Below are 22,262 nucleotides of genomic sequence, written 5' to 3' on the forward strand. Positions count from 1 at the left end.
GTAAACATCGACTATTCCCATCGCCCAGGCTCCTTATCCTCTAAACTAAAATGTTCGTTCAAATCGATCACGTAGATAAAGTATTTCCGCTAGCGAATGGCGGGAGATATGTTGCGCTCAAGAATATCGAATTAGAGATTCATGAAGGCGAATTTATATCCTTAATCGGTCACTCGGGTTGTGGTAAATCAACCTTATTAAACATGATAGCGGGACTCGATCGAGCTACTGCTGGCGGGGTGATTTTAGAAGGACGCGAAATTACCGAACCCGGCCCCGATCGGATGGTAGTATTTCAGAATTACTCGCTTCTCCCTTGGTTATCGGTTCGCGAAAATATTGCCCTTGCCGTCGATGAAGTCTACAGCAAGCAACCCGTCGGCGAACGCCGTAGTATCATCGAACATCATATTGAATTAGTCGGCTTGCAACACGCCGCTAAAAAGCGTCCCAGCCAACTCTCCGGCGGGATGAAACAACGCGTCGCCATCGCCCGCGCCCTCGCCATTCGTCCCAAACTCTTACTATTAGACGAACCCTTCGGTGCCCTCGACGCCCTCACCCGTGGCGGCTTGCAAGAACAATTGATGCACATCTGTGAAGAAAGCCGCGTTACCACCGTCATGGTCACCCACGACGTCGATGAAGCTCTCTTATTATCCGATCGAGTGGTCATGCTCACCAACGGCCCCGAATCGCACATTGGGCGCATTCTCACCGTCGATTTACCCCGTCCCCGACAGCGGATGGAAGTAGTCAAACACCCCGACTACTACCAGATGCGCGCCGAACTGATCGACTTCCTCAACCAACAAAAACGCGTCAAAAAAGCGCAAGCCACCAAATCCACCACAGTTCTCGTCCCCCAAACCAAAAAACTCGAACAAACCACCGTTAATATCGGCTACATTCCCCTCTCCGATGCCGCCCCGCTGATTATTGCCAAAGAAAAAGGCTTCTTCGCCAAATATGGCATCGATCGAGTCAACCTCTTTCAGGAGCCAAGCTGGGACGCGATCGCCGACCATATTGTCAGCGGAGAACTCCACACCGCCCAAATGGTCGCAGGGATGCCCCTAGCCCTTACTTTGGGCATGAATGGACGACCCTCTATCCCTATCTCCGTCCCCCTCGTCCTCTCCCGCAACGGCAACGCCATTACCCTCAGCACCAAGCTCTATAGTAAAGGCATCCGCACCCTCCAAAACCTCAAAGTCTCAATTAGCACCAACATCATCGAGCACAAACTCACCCTTGGAGTCGTCCATGATTGCTCCATGCACAACCTGATGTTGCGGTACTGGCTCGCTTCCGCTGGCATCGATCCCGACACCGACATCAACCTCCTCGTCATCCCCCCTGCGGAAATGGTCGAGCGATTGAGAGCTGGCGAAATCGATGGCTTCTGCGTTGGCGAACCTTGGAACACTCAAGCCATCCAAGAAGGCATCGGCTTCGTCATCGCTACCGACCTCGATATTTGGGCTGGCAACCCCGAAAAAATCCTGGGCTTCACCGAAACCTGGGTAGAACAGCACCCCAATACCCACAACGCGATCGTTCGTGCTGTCCTCGAAGCATGTGAATACTGCGACGAACCCCGCCATCGGCCAGAAATCGTCGCCCTCCTCGCCAAACACCTGAACATCGCCCCTCAAACCCTGCGTCCAGGCTTAATCGGGCCATTCGATCGCGGTGACAACGGCACCCCCGAAAACCTCCCCCGCTACCACCAATTTCACATCGAAAACGCCAACTGTCCCCGCCGCGTCGAAGGACTGTGGATTCTTACCCAACTCGCCCGCTGGAACATCACTCCCTTTCCCAAAAACTACATCGAAATCCTGGATCGAGTCCGCCGCGTAGACCATTTCCTCACCGCCTGCCAAGAACTAGGCTACATCGGCATCGAACCCGATCGCGACCCCTTCCAACTCTTCGACGGCCAAGTCTTCAACCCTGACAATCCGCTCGAATACCTCAAAAATCAACCCATTCATCGGAATGTGGATATCAGAAACGTCGAGCTAGCGTGAGTTGGGAGTTGGGAGTTGGGAGTTCGGAGTTCGGAGTCATGCCAATCATCTCTTAAATTCCAGTACAGATCTTAACCCCACCCCAGCCCTCCCCTTATCAAGGGGAGGGAGCAAGAAAGCCCCCTTTACAGAATCGATGACTTAAAAGCACTAATGCGAAGCGCGCCACGCTTCTCACCAATCGACCCTTCGGAGGGGGTTTGGGGGAAGCGGCTCGCTCCGGTCGGGTTCCCCGACCATGGAAGCGAGACAAGACAGCGGGCGTCCCCCAACGGGGGGGTCTGGGGGGAAGCCTCCCCCCAGATCCGGGTTCCACCACACCAGTAACTAAACACCAAGCACCAGTCCAGATTCCACCACACCAGAGATCGAACACTAATACCAAATCCGAGTTACAAGTATGGGTTATTTGCCCTCACCCCCAACCCCTCTCCCAATCTTGGGAGAGGGGAGTTGGAGAGAGATTGTATTTACTGCTTTTAACGACCGGATTTAGTATTAAGAACAACACCAACCATCTCAACCAAGCACCAAAATCATGCCATTCCTAGCGATCGATCGAGTCACCAAAGTCTACCCCACCGCCAACGGCCCCGCCACCATCCTCGACGGCATCGACCTCGAAGTCAACGAAGGCGAATTCATCTGCCTCATCGGCCACTCCGGCTGCGGCAAATCCACACTCCTCAACATGGTCTCCGGCTTCAACACCCCCACCAGCGGCACCGTCACCCTCCAAGACCGCATCATCTCCGAACCCGGACCCGATCGGATGATGGTCTTCCAAAACTACTGCCTCCTCCCCTGGCTCACCGCCTACGACAACATCTACCTCGCCGTCGATTCCGTCTATCCCAACCACACCGCAGCCCAGAAAAAAGAAATCGTCCGCGAACACCTTAACATGGTCGGACTCACCGAATCCGCCAGCAAAAAACCCGGACAACTCTCCGGCGGGATGAAACAACGCGTCGCCATCGCCCGCGCCCTCGCCATCAAACCCCAAGTCCTGATCCTCGACGAACCCTTCGGCGCACTCGACGCCATTACCAAAGAAGAACTGCAAGACGAACTCCTCACGATTTGGAGCGAACATCAAGTCACCGTCTTAATGATTACCCACGATATCGACGAAGCCTTATATCTAGCCGATCGACTAGTCATGATGACCAACGGCCCCGCTGCTAAAATTGGCGAAGTATTAGATATCCCCTTCGAGCGGCCTCGCAATCGCGAGAAAATCATGGCCAGCAATACCTACATCGATCTCCGCAACTATGCCCTCGACTTCCTCTTCAATCGCTACGCTCATTTAGATGATTAATTCAGATCTAAAGAGTTAGGAAAATCCTTTAATAATGCTTTAAGGCTATACTTCATGCCTACTTTTGATGAACAGTGGTCTATCGATCGGGAACAGAATTTAGTGTTACATATTCTCGATCGATAGATAATCAATTTAGCCAAAGATCGATAATGAAGTACCTCTTCTCCAGCGCGATTTCCCTAACTTGCCTCGTCATCACAACTACCGCAAATATCGCCCTCAGTCAAACCCAAAACTTCACCATCGGCGGCAACGAACCCTTCTGGTCGATAGCAGTCAGCCCGCGTGGAATCGTGTATTCCAGTCCAGAGAGCAAAAAAGTCTCCTTTAGGTATACCCAACCTCTCAAAGCCAGAGGACAGACTGCCGATAGTTTGAGAGTATATATCTTGCCAGGTGGAAATACACTGACGATTAAAAAAGGTGACTGTAGCGATGGCATGTCTGATATCGTCCATCCCTACTCTGCTGTTTTTCTCTACAATCGGCAAGTTCTGGCTGGCTGCGCTCGGACTAATTAGCCTCCCATTCAGCTTCGCCAAGAAGGCTTCAAAACTAGCACGATCGGAAAGAGCAGACACAGCACCAATACTTTGCCCAAATTGGTAAATATTACCGACGACTGATTAGACACAGGCGCGCGCCCCCCCCAACTCACATTCGCCTGCACAGGCGTCGAAGCCGGAGCCTTAACAGTATTTTGCTTAATACTGCAACTGCCAGCACATGCCGAATTAGCCACAATCCCATACTTCAATCGCGTGGGCTGAAGCGTATCCGAGATCGTATTACCCTGAATCCGCAGATTTTTATTATTGCTATTAGACTGAAGATAGATCCCCGCCCGCGCTTGTCCAGACTTATCCCCAGCTAAATGAATGCTCCGCGCCGGATTGACGATCGTATTATTTTCGATCTTAGAACTGCCAGCACCGCCCAAAGCCGCATTCGACCAAATCCCTGCACCTGGTGCATTCGTAATCCGATTGCCCGAAATCGTCAGTCGCTCGATCGGCGTATTCTGATTCGTATATTTCCATAACGTAATCCCACTAGAGAAGCGATCGTGTGCAAAATGCACGGGTTTGGCATTAACAAAATTGATGCGATTATCTGCGATCGTCACATCTTGAAGCGGTGCATTACTATTCGGATCTAGCATAATCCCCGCCGAAGGGCCACTATCGCTAACGATTCCCGGCTCCACCCACTTATCAGAACTGATATTCACCGTATTGCGCCGGATAACGATCTGTTGCATGGCTGGCTGGCTGGCACTATTCCCTTTGTGGATGTTAAACCACAGCGTAAATCCCGTATTCGCCCCATCGATGAGATTGTTTTCATACAGTTGACGTTGCGAGACTGGCGTGCCTGCACCCGTGACATTAATGCCATTGGTAAAACCTTTAATCGTGTTACCACGCACGATTTGATCGTTACCATGAATTTCGATCGCCGTGCGCGCACCTTTAGTACCGGGGCCAAACCGCGAGATAAAAGTGTTGTTCTCAACCAGCATCCGCGACCCTTGAGTATAAATCGACGAATGATCGAAATCGACCGCATTGCCACCCACATTGTCAAATCGAGAATTGGTAATTGCCGCATCGGTCATGCCATCGAGCTTGCCATTGATAACCACCGACCACACCGCATTTTGATTGGTAAACCGAGTCCGATCGATCGAAATGCGCTTGCCTACGTATACCCTAACTGCCGTGCGCGGTAACAAGTTGTTTTCAGTGCCAAAATCGGCACTAACCTTCCCACCGGGGCCTTCAGGAGACAAAACAGGATTGTTTTGACCGTTGGAATCGATCGTCAACCCTTGGATCGCAAAATCGGTTAACGGGGTACCATATTCCTCCGTACCCATAATCGACTCATAATTCCCCTGGCGATCGGCTAGCTTGAGAGTAGCCCCTTTGGTGGTACTGGCGGCCAATTTAATGCCAGAACGTAGCTTTAGAGCTTGCGGCTGTTTTAACTGCCGTTGGATTGAAATATTGTAAACACCAGGTGGAAACAGCACACTGCCGCCTTTTTTGGCAACAGCATCGATCGCATTTTGGATCGCTACCGTGTCATCCTTGCCATCGTTAGGGACTGCACCAAACTTAGTAACTAACTCCGACAACCTCCCAATTTTGGGCAGTGCTGGCAATCTGGGTTGAGTGGTATTCGCCGCTGCTGGTGCAGCTTTGCTCGGACTCTTGCGCGCTTGCATGGAGTCAGCCGGAAGTTGGCTCACCTGTTTAATCTGCCCTGGTGTTGTTTGCGCTCCCGTCTCCTGCGCCAACAGCAAATTCAATCCGATGTTGAGTATTAACAATTTTCGCAGCGTTTTCATATATTTGAATGCGTTTTTTGTATTTAAAGTTGATGATAAAAACGATTATCTTTCTAGTTAGATTAGTCGCTAGTTTGTATTTTTACTAATAAAATTTAAGCTGATTATTGCCGACTAGTAATAACTAATTACAATCGCCTCGATCTTAACATACCAATCTGAATTTGTGCGTCACAGCCGATCGAGACCGCAGATTTAGCCTAGTGCAATGGGCGATGACAGGCACATTATGACGATATCGCTCTCGATGCATTTAAATTTTAGCTCTTTTTTTCAGACGACGACCGAGATTGAAAAGCAAACTTTTATCATACTTCTCAAAATTAAGTCATGAGCTAAATCTACTAAGATGTAACTGCTCTAACAGCCAAAAGACGTAAATAGATAATTAGATTGCATCAGTTATCACTGCAATGGGTAAAACTTGCCGATAAAATTAGACTATTGACGATCGATCCAACTCGCTACTGCTCGATTTATTTGTCACAAGATAATTACCATCCCAGCCAGATCGCTAAGGTATTGAGTATTACTGCTGATGACGCTGGGGATCTTAGTTAAATAAACTTGAGGCACAACTCGATCGCCAAATCGGTCAGTTTATTTAATTTGTTATTCTTAAAAGCCCCTAAAATTATGAATCTCGCTCCCGATCGTCCGCCAATCAAAATCCTTCAAGTCGTAGGGATGATGAATCGTGGGGGTGCGGAAACTTGGCTGATGCATGTCTTGCGGAATATCGATCGCAACATCTTCCAAATCGATTTTTTGGTCAGCACGACCGATGCCTGCGCTTATGATGACGAAATTCGCGCGCTCGGCGGTCGGGTTATCCCCTGCACGGGGCCATCGAATCCGCTGACATACGCCCGTAAATTCCAGCAGGTACTCCAAGAGTATGGCCCTTATGACGTCGTTCACAGCCATATTCATCACTATAACGGTTATATTCTGCGGTTGGCCGATCGGGCAGGCGTGCCGATTCGAGTTTGTCACAGCCATATCGACTCCACTGCTTTAGAAGCAAAATCTAGCTGGCTGCGGCGATTGTATTTTAAGTTGATGACGCGATGGATCGATCGTCATGCGACCATCGGCTTGGGTTGTAGCGATGTGGCTAGTGCCAACTTATTCGGCAAAGACTGGCAGAAAGACTCGCGATGGCAAAAGTACTACTGTAGTATCGACTTGACGCCGTTTGAAACAAAAGTCGATCCTCGGCAAGTGCGCGCCGAACTAGGCATACCCGCAGCAGCATTTGCGATCGGTCATGTCGGTCGCTTTCAAGAGCAAAAGAATCATACTTTTTTAGTCGATATTTTTGCCCAAGTACTCAAACGCGAACCGCAAGCTTATTTATTATTAATTGGTGATGGGCCGCTGCGCGCTGAGATCGAGCGGCAAGTCGAACGTGCTGGGCTGGCCGAGCGGACGTTATTTACAGGCAGTCGCCCAGACGTACCAAACTTGATGATGGGAGCAATGGATGCGTTTGTCATGCCTTCTTTGTGCGAGGGACTCCCGCTAGTGGGGATCGAGGTGCAAGCAGCCGGATTGCAAACCTTTTTGTCGGAGGCAATTACACCAGAAGTCTGTCTGGTCGAGCCACTAGTTCGGCAACTGAGTTTGTCCCAACCAGCCGCAATCTGGGCAGATGAAATCGTCCGCGCGCACCGAGAGCGCGCAATCGATCGGCACAGTGCCTTAAAGACCATCCAACAGAGTACGTTTAATATTCAAGTTGGGATCGACCAATTAATGAAAGTTTATCGTGGCGATCGCCCAGACCAAGCGATGCAGAAAATAACCAATCGAGATAAAGCCATAATTTAAGTCGATCGGATTACGAAATAGCACGGGCATATTTTAGATCTGCGATTCTGCGCGGCAGACGCTATGCGAACGGATGCGAACAAACACATACTGGTGGGGCAATGCGAGGTAATGGTACAAAAAGATAATAAAAGTTGGCTGGTAATGTTAACTCAATCATATATTTTGATTGGGCTGTTGATATTTGGACTGATTTATGCCGCCAGTCCATCAGGATTTATGCTGTCGGTAGATACATCATTCCAGTTGATGTGTCAGCTATTTTTAGGGTTGGTAATTTGGTCTTTTGTATCTTGGTACCTGACGACCAAACGCCTATTCGATCCTTATGTATTGTTTTTGCTCTCGTCAATTATTTTTAATGGCGGCCAAATTATCCTCGAAGTTTTTCATCTCAACGAACTAGGATTTTTAGGCAACACATTTTCGGTAGCTGATGCTTTACAAATAGTTTATATCGTCACCCTATCGATCGCAACGATGCACTTTGGCGCGCTACTGTGCGTGGTACTCGATCGTCAAAAAAGTCAGTCTAGCAAATTCTTAGAATTTCTCAATCGTGGTGCGGCAACCGATCCTTATACGCGACTGGGATTAGATCCATCTAACCAGCCTTCGGGTTTGCTCTCTTCTTCCCTGACCGGAATTAGATCGTCGTCTTTACCCCCCAAAATTGCTGCTCCCTTTAGGTCATCCATCGTCCCCGCCAGAACCGCACTGATGGTCGGACAAATCTTGCTCTATCTTTCGATTATTCCCGTTATGGTAGTTGCCATTGGCGCAATTCAGGTGGCTAGATCTGGTGGTTATGCTTCGCTCTACGAACAACAAGCCGTAACTGGTGCAGCCGCATCCGTGCAGATTATTGCTGATTTTATGTTTCCAGGGGTATTTTTGACAATCGCAGCAGCACAACGCAAACCCCATTTACGCGTATTTGCCGTCCTCTGTATCTTGTTGTATACCTGCGCCAAACTGACGATCGGGACGCGGGGTGCGGCGGTGATGCCACTATTGGCAATGTTATGGCTATGGGATGGTGTCGTGCGCCCGATCCCCAGAGCTTTGTTAGCGGGGGTATCTGCACTAATGCTATTAGTCGTATTTCCACTAGTAGGCGCGACTCGAAATGAAGTGGCTGGGGTAGATGTCTTTTCAATTGACTTTATCACCAAAACCCTTACAGGTGTAGACAATCCCCTGGTTGCCTCGATTTCGGAGATGGGATTTAGTGCGACGACGATCGGGTGGACGATCGACTTAGTGCCCAAAGTTAGACCATTTGCAGCAGGAATGACCTACCTGGTAGGGATGTTGGTACTGATTCCCAACGTCTTTTCAGCGGGGCGGCATCCAGCATTAACGATGTCTGGTTATGATATCCCAGACTTTTGGTTGGTTGGAGAACTCGACAGAGAATTTGCCCAAAGAGGTGGCAGTTTTGGGTTTTCCTTTATTTCGGAAGCCTATCTTAACTTCGGTTGGTTTGGCATCATTGTTTTGGGTTTACTTGGCTTTGGATTTGCCAAACTCGTCCAGTGGGCACTGCGAGAACGAGATCCGATCAAAATGGCAATTATCGCCATCTTTGTATCATTCTTTCTATTCTATCCACGCGGTTCTTCGGAGATGGTATTCCGACCATTTGTTTGGTATTCTCTTTTTCCTTACTTGTGGATGAGATGGCTGAGTAAATTAAATGCCATCCGTATCAAAGGTCTTTTAAATGCACTGCGCAAGGGAGACAAATAAGTTCGCGCCCTCCACGATCTCGTACTGAATTTAACCAGCACTCAACCTCAAAGGTATACTCATTGTCTGTTATTATCGACTTAAACATACAATGTCGAGTGCAGTTTCATCAAAAAGGATCGTTAGAGTTGGTATAAAATTTGTTAGAGTTTTAGATCGTAGCCAAATTTACATATGAAAGTAATTATCACCCTCGAACATCGCTTCGACCGCACACCTGATGGCCGAGTGTGGACGCAAACAACTTTTCCTTATTCCTTCTGGCAACGATATCTCAAAGTATTCGATCGCGTGTGTGTAGTCGCGCGAATTCGCGATGTCCTCAGCGTAGATTCGGATTGGCAATTAGCTAGTGGCGACATGGTTTCATTTGCCGCCATCCCCAACTATCTGGGACCAGTACAATATCTCAGGAAGATCGCCTCAGTCAAACAAGTTGTGCGCGCAACCGTCGGCCCCAATGATGCAATTATTATGCGCGTTCCTTCACAAATATCTAACGATCTCCAACCATACTTGAAGCGCAACAATCACCCGTATGCGGTCGAAGTTGTGGCCGATCCTTACGATGTATTCGCACCCGGATCGATCGATCATCCGCTGCGGCCATTGTTTCAGTGGTTATTTCCCCGTACTTTAAGGCGTATTTGTGCCAATGCAGCGGCAGCAGTATATGTGACCAAATTGGCTCTCCAACAACGCTACCCTTGCACGAATTTCTCGGTGGGAGTCTCGGATGTCGTTCTGCCCAAAGATCGGCTCGTTACGGAGCCGCGTCCAGTGCGGCAGGATTTAGATGTGGTGACATTGGTGTATGTCGGTACGATGTCGCAGATGTACAAAGCTCCCGATGTCTTAATTAAAGCCGTCGCTGCCTGCATCAAACAAGGACTTAATCTCCAACTCTACATGCTCGGAGACGGACAGTATCGATCGCAATTAGAAGCATTAGCTGCCGCCCAAGATGTTGGAGATCGCATTCAGCTCCTCGGACAGTTAGCTTCAGGCGATGCCGTCCAAACGCAACTAGATCGATCCGACTTATTCGTACTGGCATCTTATCAAGAAGGCTTACCCAGAGCCATGGTCGAAGCCATGGCCAGGGGACTGCCGTGTATTGGTTCGACGGTGGGGGGTATCCCAGAACTATTACCACCCGAAGATATGGTCGTACCGGGCGATATCGATGCACTCGCACGTAAAATTCGCGAAGTTGTTACCGATCCCAAACGGATGGCACGCATGTCGGCTCGGAATCTTGAAAAAGCCAGAGAGTATCGAGATGACGTATTGCAACAGCAACGCACCGACTTTTATCAGCACGTCCGCGATTGCACCGAAGCCTGGGTCGCGAGTAAGTAATCCCCACCGCACGCACATACTACCAACTGCGGCGTTGCTGGATTGGAGTTTCAAACAGCTATTGATGGGGTTGGGTAGTTCGGCTCAGCTCGCTAACCGTTGAGACGATCGATTGGTCGGTCGTCTAAAACATTTATGACATACTAAATTGGGACATTAATTCTCAGTAAAACTGGCGGAATAGGCCATTCATTAATTACCCATACCTCATATTTGATGAGCGCGGTGGCTGAAGTTTAGTCGAGAGTTGATTCTGTCGCTTGGGAAGATTTAGCAATCTTATTTAAGGCATGAAAGATGACTCCCAAGCTCAACAGAGCCTGAGCGATCGAACCGACAATCAATGCAATCGCCGCACCGATCGATCCTTGAGTGGGTACCAACCAAAAACAGATCGCCGCAGAGATGCCCGTTGTAATGGTAAACAACGGCATTTGCACTCGAAAATACTGGGCGGCGGTCATGCCATAACCCATGAATGAAGCGACATAACCAATCCCTGCCGCTACCATCAGTAGTACGAATAAATAAACCTGTTGCGCGTATTCGGGACGATATAAAATAGTCAAAATTTGTTTGCCTGCGATCGCGGCTACTAAGCTCGATACCCCACCCAACAACACGCCAATTAATAAGGTTTTGAATAACAGACTTTTATACTCTTTACTATTGCCTGCGGCGTAGTATTTAGCCAATCGCGGACTGGCTGACTGTCCTAAGGCACTAACTACAATCCCGCCAGCAATCATCAGATACGATAAGGCCGAAAAGATCCCTAGCTCGCGCTCGCCGAGATAACGCTCGATGAAATAGCGCGGGACGTTGGCATTGAGCGAAATCAGCATCATCACTAGTCCCAAGGGTAAGGACAGCGTGACTAAGCTGCGAAGAGTATTAAGATCGAATCTTGGTTGCAACCAGTAGGCGAGGTTCTGTCTTCGTGGGTTTGATGTTTGGGCGGCTTCTAGGCTGTGCGCTGATGGTGCCGCTTTTAAAATCGCCAGACCGCGTGGAAGATCGTAACAGAGCAAAACTACTGCCCAAGTTGCTGTCAGTCCGATCGCCCCGCCTAACACCGTGTGAGTGGTGTAAACTCCGATCGCTAGCATCAGCAACGACAGTGGGCCTTTAATCGATAGCGAAATCGCAATCCGATCCATCCGTTCGTTAAACTGAAATAGACCGTGAAACACATCCGAAATTGATTCGATCGCTTTGGATAATCCGATCGTGAAAATCACCAAACAGACTTCCCACCGATAGCCAGCCACGAGCGTAATTATCGCGATCGTTAGTAGTGACAAACCCAGACAAATTAATCTCAGCCCCAAATAGTCACCAAATACATACTGCTGTTTGACATCTGTAATTTGGATCTGCCGTAATTGGAGGTTGCCAAACATGATAACTGGTGCCGTCACCGCCAATCCCAAAGTAAATTGCCCGACCATTTCGGGGCTGCCGAGTTTTGCCAGCACGACCAACATGCCCCACTGAGATGCTGCATAAATGATATTGCCAGCAAAAGTCCATGAAAAGTTTTGGCGGAGGCTCAGCGATTTTAGTGGTGGCATTACTGCGATTTACGATTCGGTTTACCTTCACTTTAATCCATAAACGATCGCATCATCCACGGTACTATTACTTATAAATTTATCACCAACTTCCCAGTCGATCGAAAGCAGTCTTCGCTCGACACTCGCACAGATACAGATTGTCATACTCAGCTCGATAAGTTGGTAGCAATCGCCGAATGGAAGTCGCTACAGATGTCTGAGCAGCTTGCCGATCGCTTTTAAGCTGTTCCTCATTTAATTTAATGTGCATATTGCCGCCTAACTGTCTCAAGGGTCAAAGCTGGCGTGTCGTCTGATGACGATCGCTCGTTAACCATTAGGAAAAAAACGATCTCTTCCCGCTCTCAACCAATCTCATCTAATAAAAAACCCAAATTATAGTTAGAATTTGGGCTGTTATCTAATCGATCGATTTTCAATTGGTTCTGCCGGATCTCAAAACAATAGTTGTAATCGATTGCCAATATTTTTATTGACCATTATGATGAATACCCGTAAACACGTATTCGCTATTAACATATTCATCACTAGCTGAATCTTCTCGATCGCGAAGTGCGGCATCTGGCGAGTCCCGATCTCCAGGTAATAACATTTTTTCACCCGTATCTTCTACCATAAATTCAACTGAAACTTGGACCCGAACTTTACCTTTACACCATTGTCGGGTAGCCAGATCGAGAATCTCACAATTAATACCGTCATCGAACCATTGACAATGTTCGTTAGCCAATCGGGTCGAACCGATCATCCGAATGGGAATCTCTAAACCATGTTGACGTAGTTTCTGATCGATCGCCCTACCGACCGAGCCATCAAAAGATTGCCCGATCGCCCGCTTTAGCTTGCCAGCGCGAAACATTGCCTCGCCAAAGGCAATCACATCGTCGTCACCACAATCATAAGGAATAAGATTATTTGTCATAACATTTTTTTGTTATCAAAGGTTACTACTATATACCATTAACATGATGCCATAATATACTCAAAACACACGTTATGGATGCCAGCATTTCGATCGAATCTAATTTTCGCAATTTATAACGTAAGTTCGAGGATTGCTACTCATGCTGGTGGCTAGATCTGTGAAAATTAGGTAGCTCGTTTACTCCCCAGTTAGAGAGCGATCGATGCGCCTCTGTCTCGATTATGATGCCCACCCCCATCGTCGATCGAGCAGACCGTGGTAAATCCATCCAAGTTAGCCTCATGATGTTCCCGTTCGGTACCATAAACCAGCCCAGAGATTCCCTCTTCCCTCTGGGTGCGGTCTTGAGCTAAAATTGACATTCTGCAAATCGACTTCGGCAATGCGGCTATCAATACGTACCTGCCTCTAGATCGTAAGTATAACTATTATTTAAATGGGATAAAGATCGTGGAAAATAAATTGATGTTGATGATTCCTGGCCCTACTCCAGTACCAGAAAACGTCTTGTTGGCTCTAGCCAAGCACCCGATCGGACATCGGAGTGGGGAATTTAGCCAAATTATGGCAGATGTTACGGCTAATCTCAAATGGTTGCACCAAACTCAAAATGATGTCTTGATGCTAACAGTTTCCGGTACCGGAGCCATGGAAGCAGGCATGATTAACTTCTTTAGCCCTGGAGATCGGGTATTAGTCGTTCATAATGGTAAGTTTGGCGAACGCTGGGCGGAAGTAGCCCAAGCATTTGCCCTCGATGTGGTAGAAGTTACCGCACCTTGGGGACAACCGATCGATCCTACTACCGTCCAAGCAGCATTAGACGCCGATCCAGACAAAGCAATTAAAGGTGTCATTGTCACTCATAGCGAGACTTCCACTGGTGTGATCAACGACTTAGAAACCATTAGCAAACATGTCAAAGCTCATGGCGCGTTGATTATTGTCGATGCCGTCACTAGCTTGGGTGCTGTCAATGTGCCGATCGATGAATGGGGTCTAGATGTCGTCTGTTCTGGCTCACAAAAAGGATTTATGATTCCCCCCGGATTGGGTTTTGTCACCGTTAGCCCCAAAGCCTGGGAAGCTTATAAAGTAGCCAAACTACCCCGCTTCTATATGGACTTGGGGCCATATAGTAAAGGTGCCGCCAAAAATACTACCCCCTTTACACCGCCAGTCAACTTGATTTTCGCGCTCCAAGCCGCACTCAAGATGATGAAAGCAGAAGGACTCGAACAGATTTTTGCCCGTCACCACCGCCACATGCTTGCCACCCGTGCCGCCGTTACCGCCATGGGCTTGCCCCTGTACGCACCAGAAGGGCACGGTAGTCCTGCCATTACCGCAGTGGCACCCACCACTGTCGATGCCGAGCAAGTCCGCAGTGTGATGAAGAAGAAATTCGATATCGTCCTCGCTGGCGGCCAGGATAGCCTCAAAGGTAAAATCTTCAGAATCGGTCATCTCGGCTTTGTCTGCGATCGGGATATCCTCACGGCGATAGCGGCTTTAGAAGCCACCCTCAGCGAACTCGGTCATACTGGCGGCACCCCTGGTGCTGGCGTCGCCGCCGCCGCCAAAATTTTGACTGCCTAATCTCATTTATCCCAACGTAATTACTCACAAGCCCGTGGGTACCAACAAGGGGCACCCCTACACAATTATCTGTAGGGGTGCTTTTTAGTTATATTGTCTCGATGCACTTAACCGTTGGTGGCGCAGCCTCGCCGAGCGGAGAGACGCGCATCGCTTCCAACTCTCATTATTAACAAATTTTAAGCTCGCAATTTTAGCTCGATTGTCTAAAATTGTGATAAATTACTATGTCCGTGTAATCTAACATACACTAATCATATCTAGTTAAGGTTATGACTATGGTACCAAATTCTTTAATTAGGTATATCTTTTTGATAGCTTAAACCGAGTTTGTGATTCGATAAATCATCAATTGTGCATTCACTTTTTACTCGGCACATCTATGCTCGATTTTCATGTGTTTAATGATACTTTCTAGAGCGAATTATACTGATTGCAATGGATGACTTTTCTCTAGGCTGGGGCAATTTAAATCGTGTAAGATCGTAATTCAATTGCTCTACCAGATCGGCTTCAGAAATCGAGACTCACTACCTACTGTCTGTCGCAGCCTTTTGAATATCTTGGAAATTAACTATGCTAAGTAGATTTTGGATTGGTAGTAATCAACGCAAAAACTTAACTCAGATCGCGGCTCCAGCCCCCTTAGAAAAAGGAGGAGCCAACGAACGCGATTCTTTGAGAAGAGAAGTTGTTACTCCCTCTCAAAATTTAGCTAATTTTCTAACTATTAATCTATCCAATCCAAATAGATCTTCGACAGACCTCGCCGAACATGAGACAATGAAACAAGATTTGCAATCTGAATCCGAACCCCCAAACTATCCTGTGGCAACAGACGACCCCGAAGCTTGGTACCGTCAAGGCAACTTGTACCGCGATGCAAGGAAGCTGGATGTAGCTTTAGCTTGCTACAATAAGACAATTGAGTTACAACCCCACAAGCAAGAAGCTTGGGCAAATCTGGGGTGGGTTTTAGTCGGGCTGGGCAGATGGGAGGAAGCATTGGCATCTTACGATCGCGCGCTCGAACTCAGACCTGAAGATGGCGAGGCGTGGGCCAATCGCGGTTGGGTCTTATTTCAATTAGGTTATTACCAACAAGCGATCGAAAATTGCGAGTGCTCGATCGAACTCAATCCTGAAGATCGGTTTGCTTGGTATCAAAAAGGACGCGCTCTGTTTGAATTAGGCAGTTACGATCGGGCACTAGCAGCATACGATCGCGCCTTGGAGATTTCGCCAGATGATAGTTTGACACTATCCAATAAAGGCTGGTTACTATTTCACATCGGACAGGTGCAAGCAGCCTGTGGTTGTTACGAACAAAGTTTGCACATCGATCCGAGCGATCGGTTTGCCTGGAATAATCACGGCCAAGTATTATTTCAATTGGGACAAATTAGAGCCGCCATTGACGCTTATCAAAAAGCACTCGAACTCGACTCGCAATTTTATCAAGCTTGGAATAATCTGGGCGTGGCGCACTTCGAGCAAAAAAGTTTTCAGGATGCTTTAAGATGTTACCGCGCAGCGATCGAATTGGCACCAGAATTTCAGGCCGCTTGGTGCAATCAGGGTAAAGTCTTATTTTTTCTGGGGGATTTTGAGGCAGCTTTAGCAGCTTATACCAAAGTCACGCAACTGCAACCGGATTTCGATCGCGCCTGGAATTACTGCGGTAATATTCTCTTCCATTTAGGCGAATTGGAACCCGCACTGCGCAGATATGAGATGGTGACCAAATTGCAACCCCAACTCGCCGAAGGCTGGAGCAATCGCGGCAACGTGCTGTTGCTGCTAGATCGGCCTCAAGAAGCCCTCACCTGTTATACGCAAGCCACTACGCTCGCGCCCAAAGATGCCAGTGCCTGGAACGATCGCGGCAAAGCAATGTTTCATTTGGGGCGGTACGAACACGCCCTCGACTGCTATCGCAAAGCCACTCAACTCGAGCCGAGCCTCAGCGATGCCTGGAATAATCTGGGCAAAACCCAGTTCAAACTGGGTAAATTTGAGACGGCTATTTCTTCATACGAGCAAGCGACGCGGCTGTATCCAGAGTTTTATACCGCTTGGAATAACTTAGGCGTCGCCCAATTTCATCTCCAACGCTACGAAGCCGCGATCGCCAGTTACGAGCGGACATTACAAATCCAGCCTCAATTCCATCAGGCTTGGTACAACAAGGGGATGGCACAGTTTCATTTGAGTCAATACGATCGAGCATTAGCTAGTTACGATCGCACCCTCAAGCTCAAACCTGACTACTATCAAGCCTGGAATAACTTAGGATTCGTGCTGTTTCATTTGGGTAGGTACGAAGAGGCGATTAGCAGCTACAATCATACCCTCAAGCTCAATCCCGAATTTTATCCCGCTTGGTACAATCACGGGATGACTTTGGCGCACCAAGGCAGAGATGCTGAAGCAATCGAGAGCTACGATAAAGCTCTGGGATTTCAGCCGAACGACCCCTATCTTTGGCACAGTCGCGGGCGCGCTCTGGCTAAATTAGAGCGACATGCCGAAGCTCTGACTTGTTTCGATCGATCGATCGACATCCTTCCCGAAAACTACGAACCTTGGTACGATCGCGGCCAATCTCTAGCCGCCTTGGGGCGGTATACCACCGCCTTAGAAAGCTACGATCGCACCTTGCAACTGCGACCTAAAGATCCGGAAATTTGGCATAGCTATGGCATCGTTCAAGGATTGCGTCAAGAATACACCGCTGCCTTAGAAAGCTACGATCGCGCGCTGGCCATCAATCCGAATTTTTACCAATCGTGGTACGAGCGCGGTAATGCCCTAGCAGAACTAGGACGACATGAATACGCAATTACCAACTACGATCGGGCGATCGCGATCTTGCCTAGCTTTGCCCCTGCCAGCCAAGGTAAAGGACAATCACTCTTTAAACTCCAACGTTATGCTGAAGCGATCGCCAGCTACGATCTGGCTTTAACAACCGCCCCAGATAGCTTTGATTGTTGGTGTCAGCGCGGTTATGCCTTCTGGCATCTCGAAAGCTGGGACGAAGCTCTATATAGCTACCAGCAAGCCCTCAAGCTCAATGCGAGTGCGGCGATCGTTTGGCACTTTCAAGGTAAAACCTTACTCAAGCTCCAACGTTATGCCGAAGCTCTGACTGTCTACGAGCGCGCGATCGAACTCAACAGCGAAGATTACCACAGTTGGAACGACCTCGGTTTGACATTCGCACATCTCGGACGCTCAGAAGACGCGATCGACAGCTATCGTCAAGCGATCGAACTCCAGCCCGACTATCACCCCGCTTGGCATAATTTAGGCAAAGAACTCACCCAGCTTGGCGACACCGACGGCGCGTCAGCCGCTTACGAGCGGGCGATTGCTTACCACCCTCAAGATGCCGATACCTGGTATGGTATGGGCAATCTGCTCTGGCAATTGGGCGAATTGTCAGAGGCGATGTTTGCCTACGAGCAGGTCACCAATCTGAAACCCGATCGCGCCGAAGCCTGGTATCGCCAAGGTAAAGCCTTGCAAGCGTTACAGCAGTGGGAACGCGCCGTTACGTGTTACGAACGCGTCACCACCCTGACTAATCCTAGCTACGATCTCTGCTACAGTCACGGCCAAGTACTCACCAAATTAAACCGCCATCAAGAAGCCCTAGCTTGCTATGAGCTGGCTCTGACCCTCAATAAAAATGCTGCCGATGCGTGGTATGCCAAGGGTCAGACTCTAGCCGCACTCAACCGTTGGGAAGATGCCAATAGCTGCTACGAGCGCGCCCTGAGTCTCGATCCGCAAAATCAGTCGATCCTCTATAACCAAAGCCGAGTCCAGGCAGCTCAAGGCGACTGGGAAACCGCCTTAGTCGCCTGTTGTCAAGCGATCGAACTCGACCCAGATAATCCAGAAATCTGGACGCAGCACGGGCAAATCTCGATCGAATTAGGTAATTACAACACCGCTGTTGCGAGCTTGCAAACAGCTACAGGAATTGCGCCAGAATCGGCGAGAAGCTGGGCACTGTTAGGCAAAGCTGAATACCATCGCGGCGAATTTGTCGCGGCTTTAGCGGCTTATCGGCAGGCTCTAGAACTCGAACCACATCGTGCCGAAACTTGGTACGATCGCGGTTATTTACTAGGGCAACTAGAGCGGTGGGAAGATGCCTTGATTAGTTACGATCGGGCGACCGAGTCCGACCCTAATTATGCCCTAGCATGGTACCAGCGCGGGCAGGCACAGTTTCAACTCCACGAAGATCCTGCTGAAAATCTCCAGAGTTACCAGCGCGCTCTAACACTCGATCCTAACCACCCCGCCGCTTGGTATCAACAAGGCAATCTCCTATTTCAATTGGGACGGTTGGAAGCCGCAGTCGAAAGCTACGAACGCGCCCTCCAACTCAAACCTGAAGATTATTATATTTGGAACAATCACGGTAACGTGCTCGGCTCGCTCAAACGCTACGATTGCGCGATCGAAAGTTATGACAAAGCCTTGGCACTCAAACCAGAGTTTTATCAAAGCTGGCACAATCGCGGCAAAGCACTATTTCACCTCAAACGCTATGAAGAAGCGGCAGCAGCTCACGAACGCAGCCTCGAAATTCATCCTCACAATGCCCAGATCTGGAATGGACGGGGAATGGCATTGCAACACATCGGTTGCTGGCAAGAAGCACTAGCTTGTTACGAACGCAGTATCGAAATCGATAAACTCGATCCGCAAGTCTGGCTCAATCGGGGCACGGCTTTATTCCATCTCCACAAATACGAAGATGCGATCGCCTGTTACGACAACTGCGCCATTCTCAATCCCGACGAGCTGCAAGCCTATCACTATCGCGGCATCGCCTCCCTCGAACTCGGTCGCTGGGATGCAGCAGTAGCGAGCTTCGATCGCGCCTTGACATTATCTCCGGCTTTAGACGAACCAGAAGATCGAGTGCGATCGCAGAGCGTTCCTGTAGGGAAATCGCCACTGACAGCCAGTACTTGGAATAGCCGTGGGACTGCCCTATTTCAACTCGGAAATCTCGAAGGTGCGCTGCATAGTTATCGCCAAGCCACCAAGGTTGCCCCTGAAGACCCCTTGGGCTGGACTAATCAGGGCGCAACGCATCTCAACCTTCAGCAGTACGCTGAGGCTCTCCAGTGCTATCAAACCAGCCTTAAAATAGACGCTAATGATGCCGCAACTTGGTACAAACAAGCGATCTCCCAACAAGCATTGGGAAGACTCGATGCCGCTATTATTAGCCTCACCAAAGCTGTAGAGATAGACCCCCAATTCATCCTCGCCCGGTATCGACGGGGCAATATCTACTTGTTGCAGCGCGAATTTGAAGCTGCGCTAACCGACTATGAAGTAACTCTCAATCTCGATCCCGATCGTGCAGCCGCTTGGAATAGTCGCGGTAATTGTTTGCTCGAACTCAAGATTCTCGATAACGCTCTATTTAGCTTTCAACAAGCTACCGGGCTAGAGCCAGAAAATTCTGAGTACTGGTTCAATCAAGGTCGCGCTCATAGCAGTCTCCAGCAGTGGGAAGAAGCCGAAAACTGCTATCAGCAAGCTCGAAGTTTGACTCAGCGGGATTGGTAGCAGCAAACAGTCTAATTTTTTGCGGGGAGCAGCGAGCGGCGGCTCGCGATCCAAACTGGCGTACCGATAATACTAGAAAGTGCTGTTTTTCTCTAACCACCCGCAGCGAAGGTGAGCATAATCGTTACAGATAGGAGTAATCCCGGACAGAGTAACAAGACCAGTAAGAGCAAATCTTGAGTAGTCATAGTAGTTTTCGGAATTTTTTAGGTGGGGGGTAAAAGTTCGCAAAGATCGATCGCGTTCGATTTCTACTGTAAGCGCGATCGCCATTGGCAAGCCGCAAATTATACGATTTCTTAATTTAGGCCCGATCTCGGTCGCCAGGATGGTGGAATTACCAACAAGTGAGGGATTAGCTTAGATTATCGATCGCCTGGAGTTGCAATGCCTAAATCATTCATTAATTGCAACCATTTAGCGGGCGTGGGAAATGTTTGCCGGATAAATTCGGCGATCTATGTTCGCGTGGGAGAGTGTTAGGATCGCACCAGCTTAGATTTAGCGGCAGATGAGCCGACAGATCGAAAGCCTCAGATAATTATCGCGATCGATCTGGATCTTAAATTGGGAAGTATATATCTATATCAATAATTTTATAGTAAATCGATCTCTTCGAGACGCTACGCGAACGACTCGCTTGGCTGTGTGCGGCCTCGATCGTGAGATCCATCAAGGAAATCGCCATCTGCTCGCCGCTCAACAGGAGAGACTACATCAACCAGTGTTAATCCACCAATATGTCCCAGCTAACAATCCTGCGGATTTTGCCGCTAATCGTTCTCATGACACCACTGACGGCAATTGCCGTCACAACTGCTGCCCCGATTGTGCCGATGACCTTGGGCAAAGAATATACAGGCTCGCTCATACCGTCATCGCGCAATCCTAATGGCGAAGTCTGTTATGGATTGTCCGTGGAGCCAGAGACGCGCATCACGCTCAAAGTTAAAACCAGTGGTAAGGGGATTGTCAAATTTGCACTTTACGACAAAGCTAAAGGATTGCGATTTTTTCATAACGATGTTAGCAATAAATTAGCCGATAACGATTCCCGGTTTAGCTTTCCGACGATCGGCGACGTATCGCAATTGTGCCTGACTACTAGCAATCTCGCTCGCGGTCAGCAATACAATTTTATCGCGACTGCCAAATCCAGGCGAAAAACAAAATCGCGGCTGGCACTGCGGTTGGTAGCTCCCAATCTGCCGAAGACTGCGGCGAGTAAATCCCAGTCATCAGGATCTGCGTCTTCACTAGTCCAAAACCCGACCCCTCCCCCAGTCAAAACCCCGTCACTAGCTCAAAATCCGCCCCCTCCCCCAGTCAAAACTCCGGCTACTCCAGCTCCACCTCCAGCACCAGTGGGAGAGCCTTATTGTTATGTCGGAACGTGGCAAGTTGCCGATCTGAGTCCTTACTGGTTGCCATTGGTACAAACCTTTACCCAAGCCAAAGTTACCGATCCACAGATGCTGGGTTATGGCAAACTTACAATTCATCGAGACGGTTATATCTCATTTGAAGCGTTCGATTTGGAGCAAAGATACACTCTCCAATCAAAAGACACTGGAGCCAAAATCGATCGAGTCGGCTTAGGATTAGCAGGCAATGCTGATGCGAGATTTCAGGTAAACCCAGACAGTACATTGACATTTAACAACCAAAATTATCGACGACTGACGACCAAGGTTAACTTGGGTAGTAATGTAAAACTCTCTGGCGATCGATTATTTACCATCTTCGGCGATCGCGATCTGCCCCCAACCAAATCCCAGTATAAGTGTCTCGATCGCGATAACATCACACTCAGGATCTTCCTCCCCTCAAGCCAAAAATCGATCTCGATTTCGCTCAAACGGATTAATTAGGGGAGTTGGGAGCGGGGAGCGCA

General features: G+C 48.8%; 15 protein-coding genes. 10 read left to right on the forward strand and 5 right to left on the reverse strand.

What is annotated here, in order from left to right:
* Nucleotides 1–50 precede the first annotated feature (50 nt).
* From CHA6605_RS21370 to CHA6605_RS21380, 3 genes are all read left to right on the forward strand, one after another.
* Nucleotides 51–2,036 (forward strand): ABC transporter ATP-binding/substrate-binding protein, encoded by a 1,986-nt coding sequence (locus tag CHA6605_RS21370; RefSeq protein WP_015161466.1) that lies wholly within the window; start codon nt 51–53, stop codon nt 2,034–2,036.
* A 538-nt stretch (nt 2,037–2,574) separates the two neighbouring features.
* Entirely contained in the window at nt 2,575–3,360 is a 786-nt protein-coding gene (locus CHA6605_RS21375; protein WP_015161467.1) for a nitrate ABC transporter ATP-binding protein, read from the forward strand.
* A gap of 152 nt (nt 3,361–3,512) precedes the next feature.
* On the forward strand, nt 3,513–3,884 hold the full coding sequence (locus tag CHA6605_RS21380; protein ID WP_015161468.1) for a COG3650 family protein: 372 nt from the start codon (nt 3,513–3,515) through the stop codon (nt 3,882–3,884).
* Nucleotides 3,885–3,892: 8 nt separating this feature from the next.
* Here the strand turns inward: CHA6605_RS21380 and CHA6605_RS21385 are convergent, their stop codons facing one another.
* Complete coding sequence (locus CHA6605_RS21385; RefSeq protein WP_015161469.1) at nt 3,893–5,716, reverse strand: right-handed parallel beta-helix repeat-containing protein; 1,824 nt, start codon at nt 5,714–5,716, stop codon at nt 3,893–3,895.
* A gap of 393 nt (nt 5,717–6,109) precedes the next feature.
* Here CHA6605_RS21385 and CHA6605_RS34410 point away from each other — a divergent pair, with 393 nt between their 5' ends.
* The 4 genes from CHA6605_RS34410 (at nt 6,110) to CHA6605_RS21400 (ending at nt 10,663) form a co-directional block, all read left to right on the forward strand.
* Entirely contained in the window at nt 6,110–6,277 is a 168-nt protein-coding gene (locus CHA6605_RS34410; RefSeq protein WP_157260060.1) for a hypothetical protein, read from the forward strand.
* 75 nt (nt 6,278–6,352) lie between these two features.
* Nucleotides 6,353–7,549: a glycosyltransferase family 1 protein gene (locus CHA6605_RS21390; protein WP_015161470.1), complete on the forward strand. Its 1,197-nt coding sequence runs from the start codon at nt 6,353–6,355 to the stop codon at nt 7,547–7,549.
* A gap of 111 nt (nt 7,550–7,660) precedes the next feature.
* Nucleotides 7,661–9,301, forward strand: a complete 1,641-nt coding sequence (gene wzy, locus CHA6605_RS21395) for an O-antigen polysaccharide polymerase Wzy (protein WP_015161471.1) — start codon at nt 7,661–7,663, stop codon at nt 9,299–9,301.
* Between the two features lie 174 nt (nt 9,302–9,475).
* A complete protein-coding gene (locus tag CHA6605_RS21400; protein WP_015161472.1) occupies nt 9,476–10,663 on the forward strand; it encodes a glycosyltransferase family 4 protein in 1,188 nt (395 codons plus the stop codon).
* 236 nt (nt 10,664–10,899) lie between these two features.
* Here the strand turns inward: CHA6605_RS21400 and CHA6605_RS21405 are convergent, their stop codons facing one another.
* From CHA6605_RS21405 to CHA6605_RS34415, 4 genes are all read right to left on the reverse strand, one after another.
* Nucleotides 10,900–12,237: a lipopolysaccharide biosynthesis protein gene (locus tag CHA6605_RS21405; protein WP_015161473.1), complete on the reverse strand. Its 1,338-nt coding sequence runs from the start codon at nt 12,235–12,237 to the stop codon at nt 10,900–10,902.
* An 82-nt stretch (nt 12,238–12,319) separates the two neighbouring features.
* A complete protein-coding gene (locus CHA6605_RS21410; RefSeq protein WP_157260061.1) occupies nt 12,320–12,490 on the reverse strand; it encodes a hypothetical protein in 171 nt (56 codons plus the stop codon).
* 219 nt (nt 12,491–12,709) lie between these two features.
* The gene (locus CHA6605_RS21415; protein ID WP_015161474.1) at nt 12,710–13,162 is read right to left on the reverse strand and encodes a KGK domain-containing protein; all 453 of its coding nucleotides are present in this window, start codon (nt 13,160–13,162) and stop codon (nt 12,710–12,712) included.
* Between the two features lie 191 nt (nt 13,163–13,353).
* Nucleotides 13,354–13,527, reverse strand: coding sequence for a hypothetical protein (locus CHA6605_RS34415; protein ID WP_157260062.1), 174 nt, complete (start codon nt 13,525–13,527; stop codon nt 13,354–13,356).
* A gap of 88 nt (nt 13,528–13,615) precedes the next feature.
* Between CHA6605_RS34415 and CHA6605_RS21420 the strand changes: the two genes are divergently transcribed.
* From CHA6605_RS21420 to CHA6605_RS21435, 3 genes are all read left to right on the forward strand, one after another.
* A complete protein-coding gene (locus CHA6605_RS21420; protein WP_041548374.1) occupies nt 13,616–14,764 on the forward strand; it encodes a pyridoxal-phosphate-dependent aminotransferase family protein in 1,149 nt (382 codons plus the stop codon).
* Nucleotides 14,765–15,340: 576 nt separating this feature from the next.
* A complete protein-coding gene (locus tag CHA6605_RS21425; RefSeq protein ID WP_015161476.1) occupies nt 15,341–20,368 on the forward strand; it encodes a tetratricopeptide repeat protein in 5,028 nt (1,675 codons plus the stop codon).
* Nucleotides 20,369–21,108: 740 nt separating this feature from the next.
* Nucleotides 21,109–22,239 carry a hypothetical protein gene (locus CHA6605_RS21435; protein WP_015161478.1) on the forward strand — a complete coding sequence of 377 codons (1,131 nt, stop codon included), beginning with the start codon at nt 21,109–21,111 and terminating at the stop codon, nt 22,237–22,239.
* Nucleotides 22,240–22,262 lie beyond the last annotated feature (23 nt).

The sequence above is a fragment of the Chamaesiphon minutus PCC 6605 genome (assembly GCF_000317145.1).
Taxonomy (GTDB): Bacteria; Cyanobacteriota; Cyanobacteriia; order Cyanobacteriales; family Chamaesiphonaceae; genus Chamaesiphon; species Chamaesiphon minutus.

Coding starts and splice junctions, on each gene's coding strand:
- wzy (WP_015161471.1), top strand. CDS start 7,661: ATGGTACAAAAAGATAATAAAAGTTGGCTGGTAATGTTAACTCAATCA.
- CHA6605_RS21425 (WP_015161476.1), top strand. CDS start 15,341: ATGCTAAGTAGATTTTGGATTGGTAGTAATCAACGCAAAAACTTAACT.
- CHA6605_RS34415 (WP_157260062.1), bottom strand. CDS start 13,527: ATGTCAATTTTAGCTCAAGACCGCACCCAGAGGGAAGAGGGAATCTCT.
- CHA6605_RS21390 (WP_015161470.1), top strand. CDS start 6,353: ATGAATCTCGCTCCCGATCGTCCGCCAATCAAAATCCTTCAAGTCGTA.
- CHA6605_RS21405 (WP_015161473.1), bottom strand. CDS start 12,237: ATGCCACCACTAAAATCGCTGAGCCTCCGCCAAAACTTTTCATGGACT.
- CHA6605_RS21410 (WP_157260061.1), bottom strand. CDS start 12,490: ATGCACATTAAATTAAATGAGGAACAGCTTAAAAGCGATCGGCAAGCT.
- CHA6605_RS21375 (WP_015161467.1), top strand. CDS start 2,575: ATGCCATTCCTAGCGATCGATCGAGTCACCAAAGTCTACCCCACCGCC.
- CHA6605_RS21400 (WP_015161472.1), top strand. CDS start 9,476: ATGAAAGTAATTATCACCCTCGAACATCGCTTCGACCGCACACCTGAT.
- CHA6605_RS21380 (WP_015161468.1), top strand. CDS start 3,513: ATGAAGTACCTCTTCTCCAGCGCGATTTCCCTAACTTGCCTCGTCATC.
- CHA6605_RS21370 (WP_015161466.1), top strand. CDS start 51: ATGTTCGTTCAAATCGATCACGTAGATAAAGTATTTCCGCTAGCGAAT.
- CHA6605_RS21435 (WP_015161478.1), top strand. CDS start 21,109: ATGTCCCAGCTAACAATCCTGCGGATTTTGCCGCTAATCGTTCTCATG.
- CHA6605_RS21385 (WP_015161469.1), bottom strand. CDS start 5,716: ATGAAAACGCTGCGAAAATTGTTAATACTCAACATCGGATTGAATTTG.
- CHA6605_RS21415 (WP_015161474.1), bottom strand. CDS start 13,162: ATGACAAATAATCTTATTCCTTATGATTGTGGTGACGACGATGTGATT.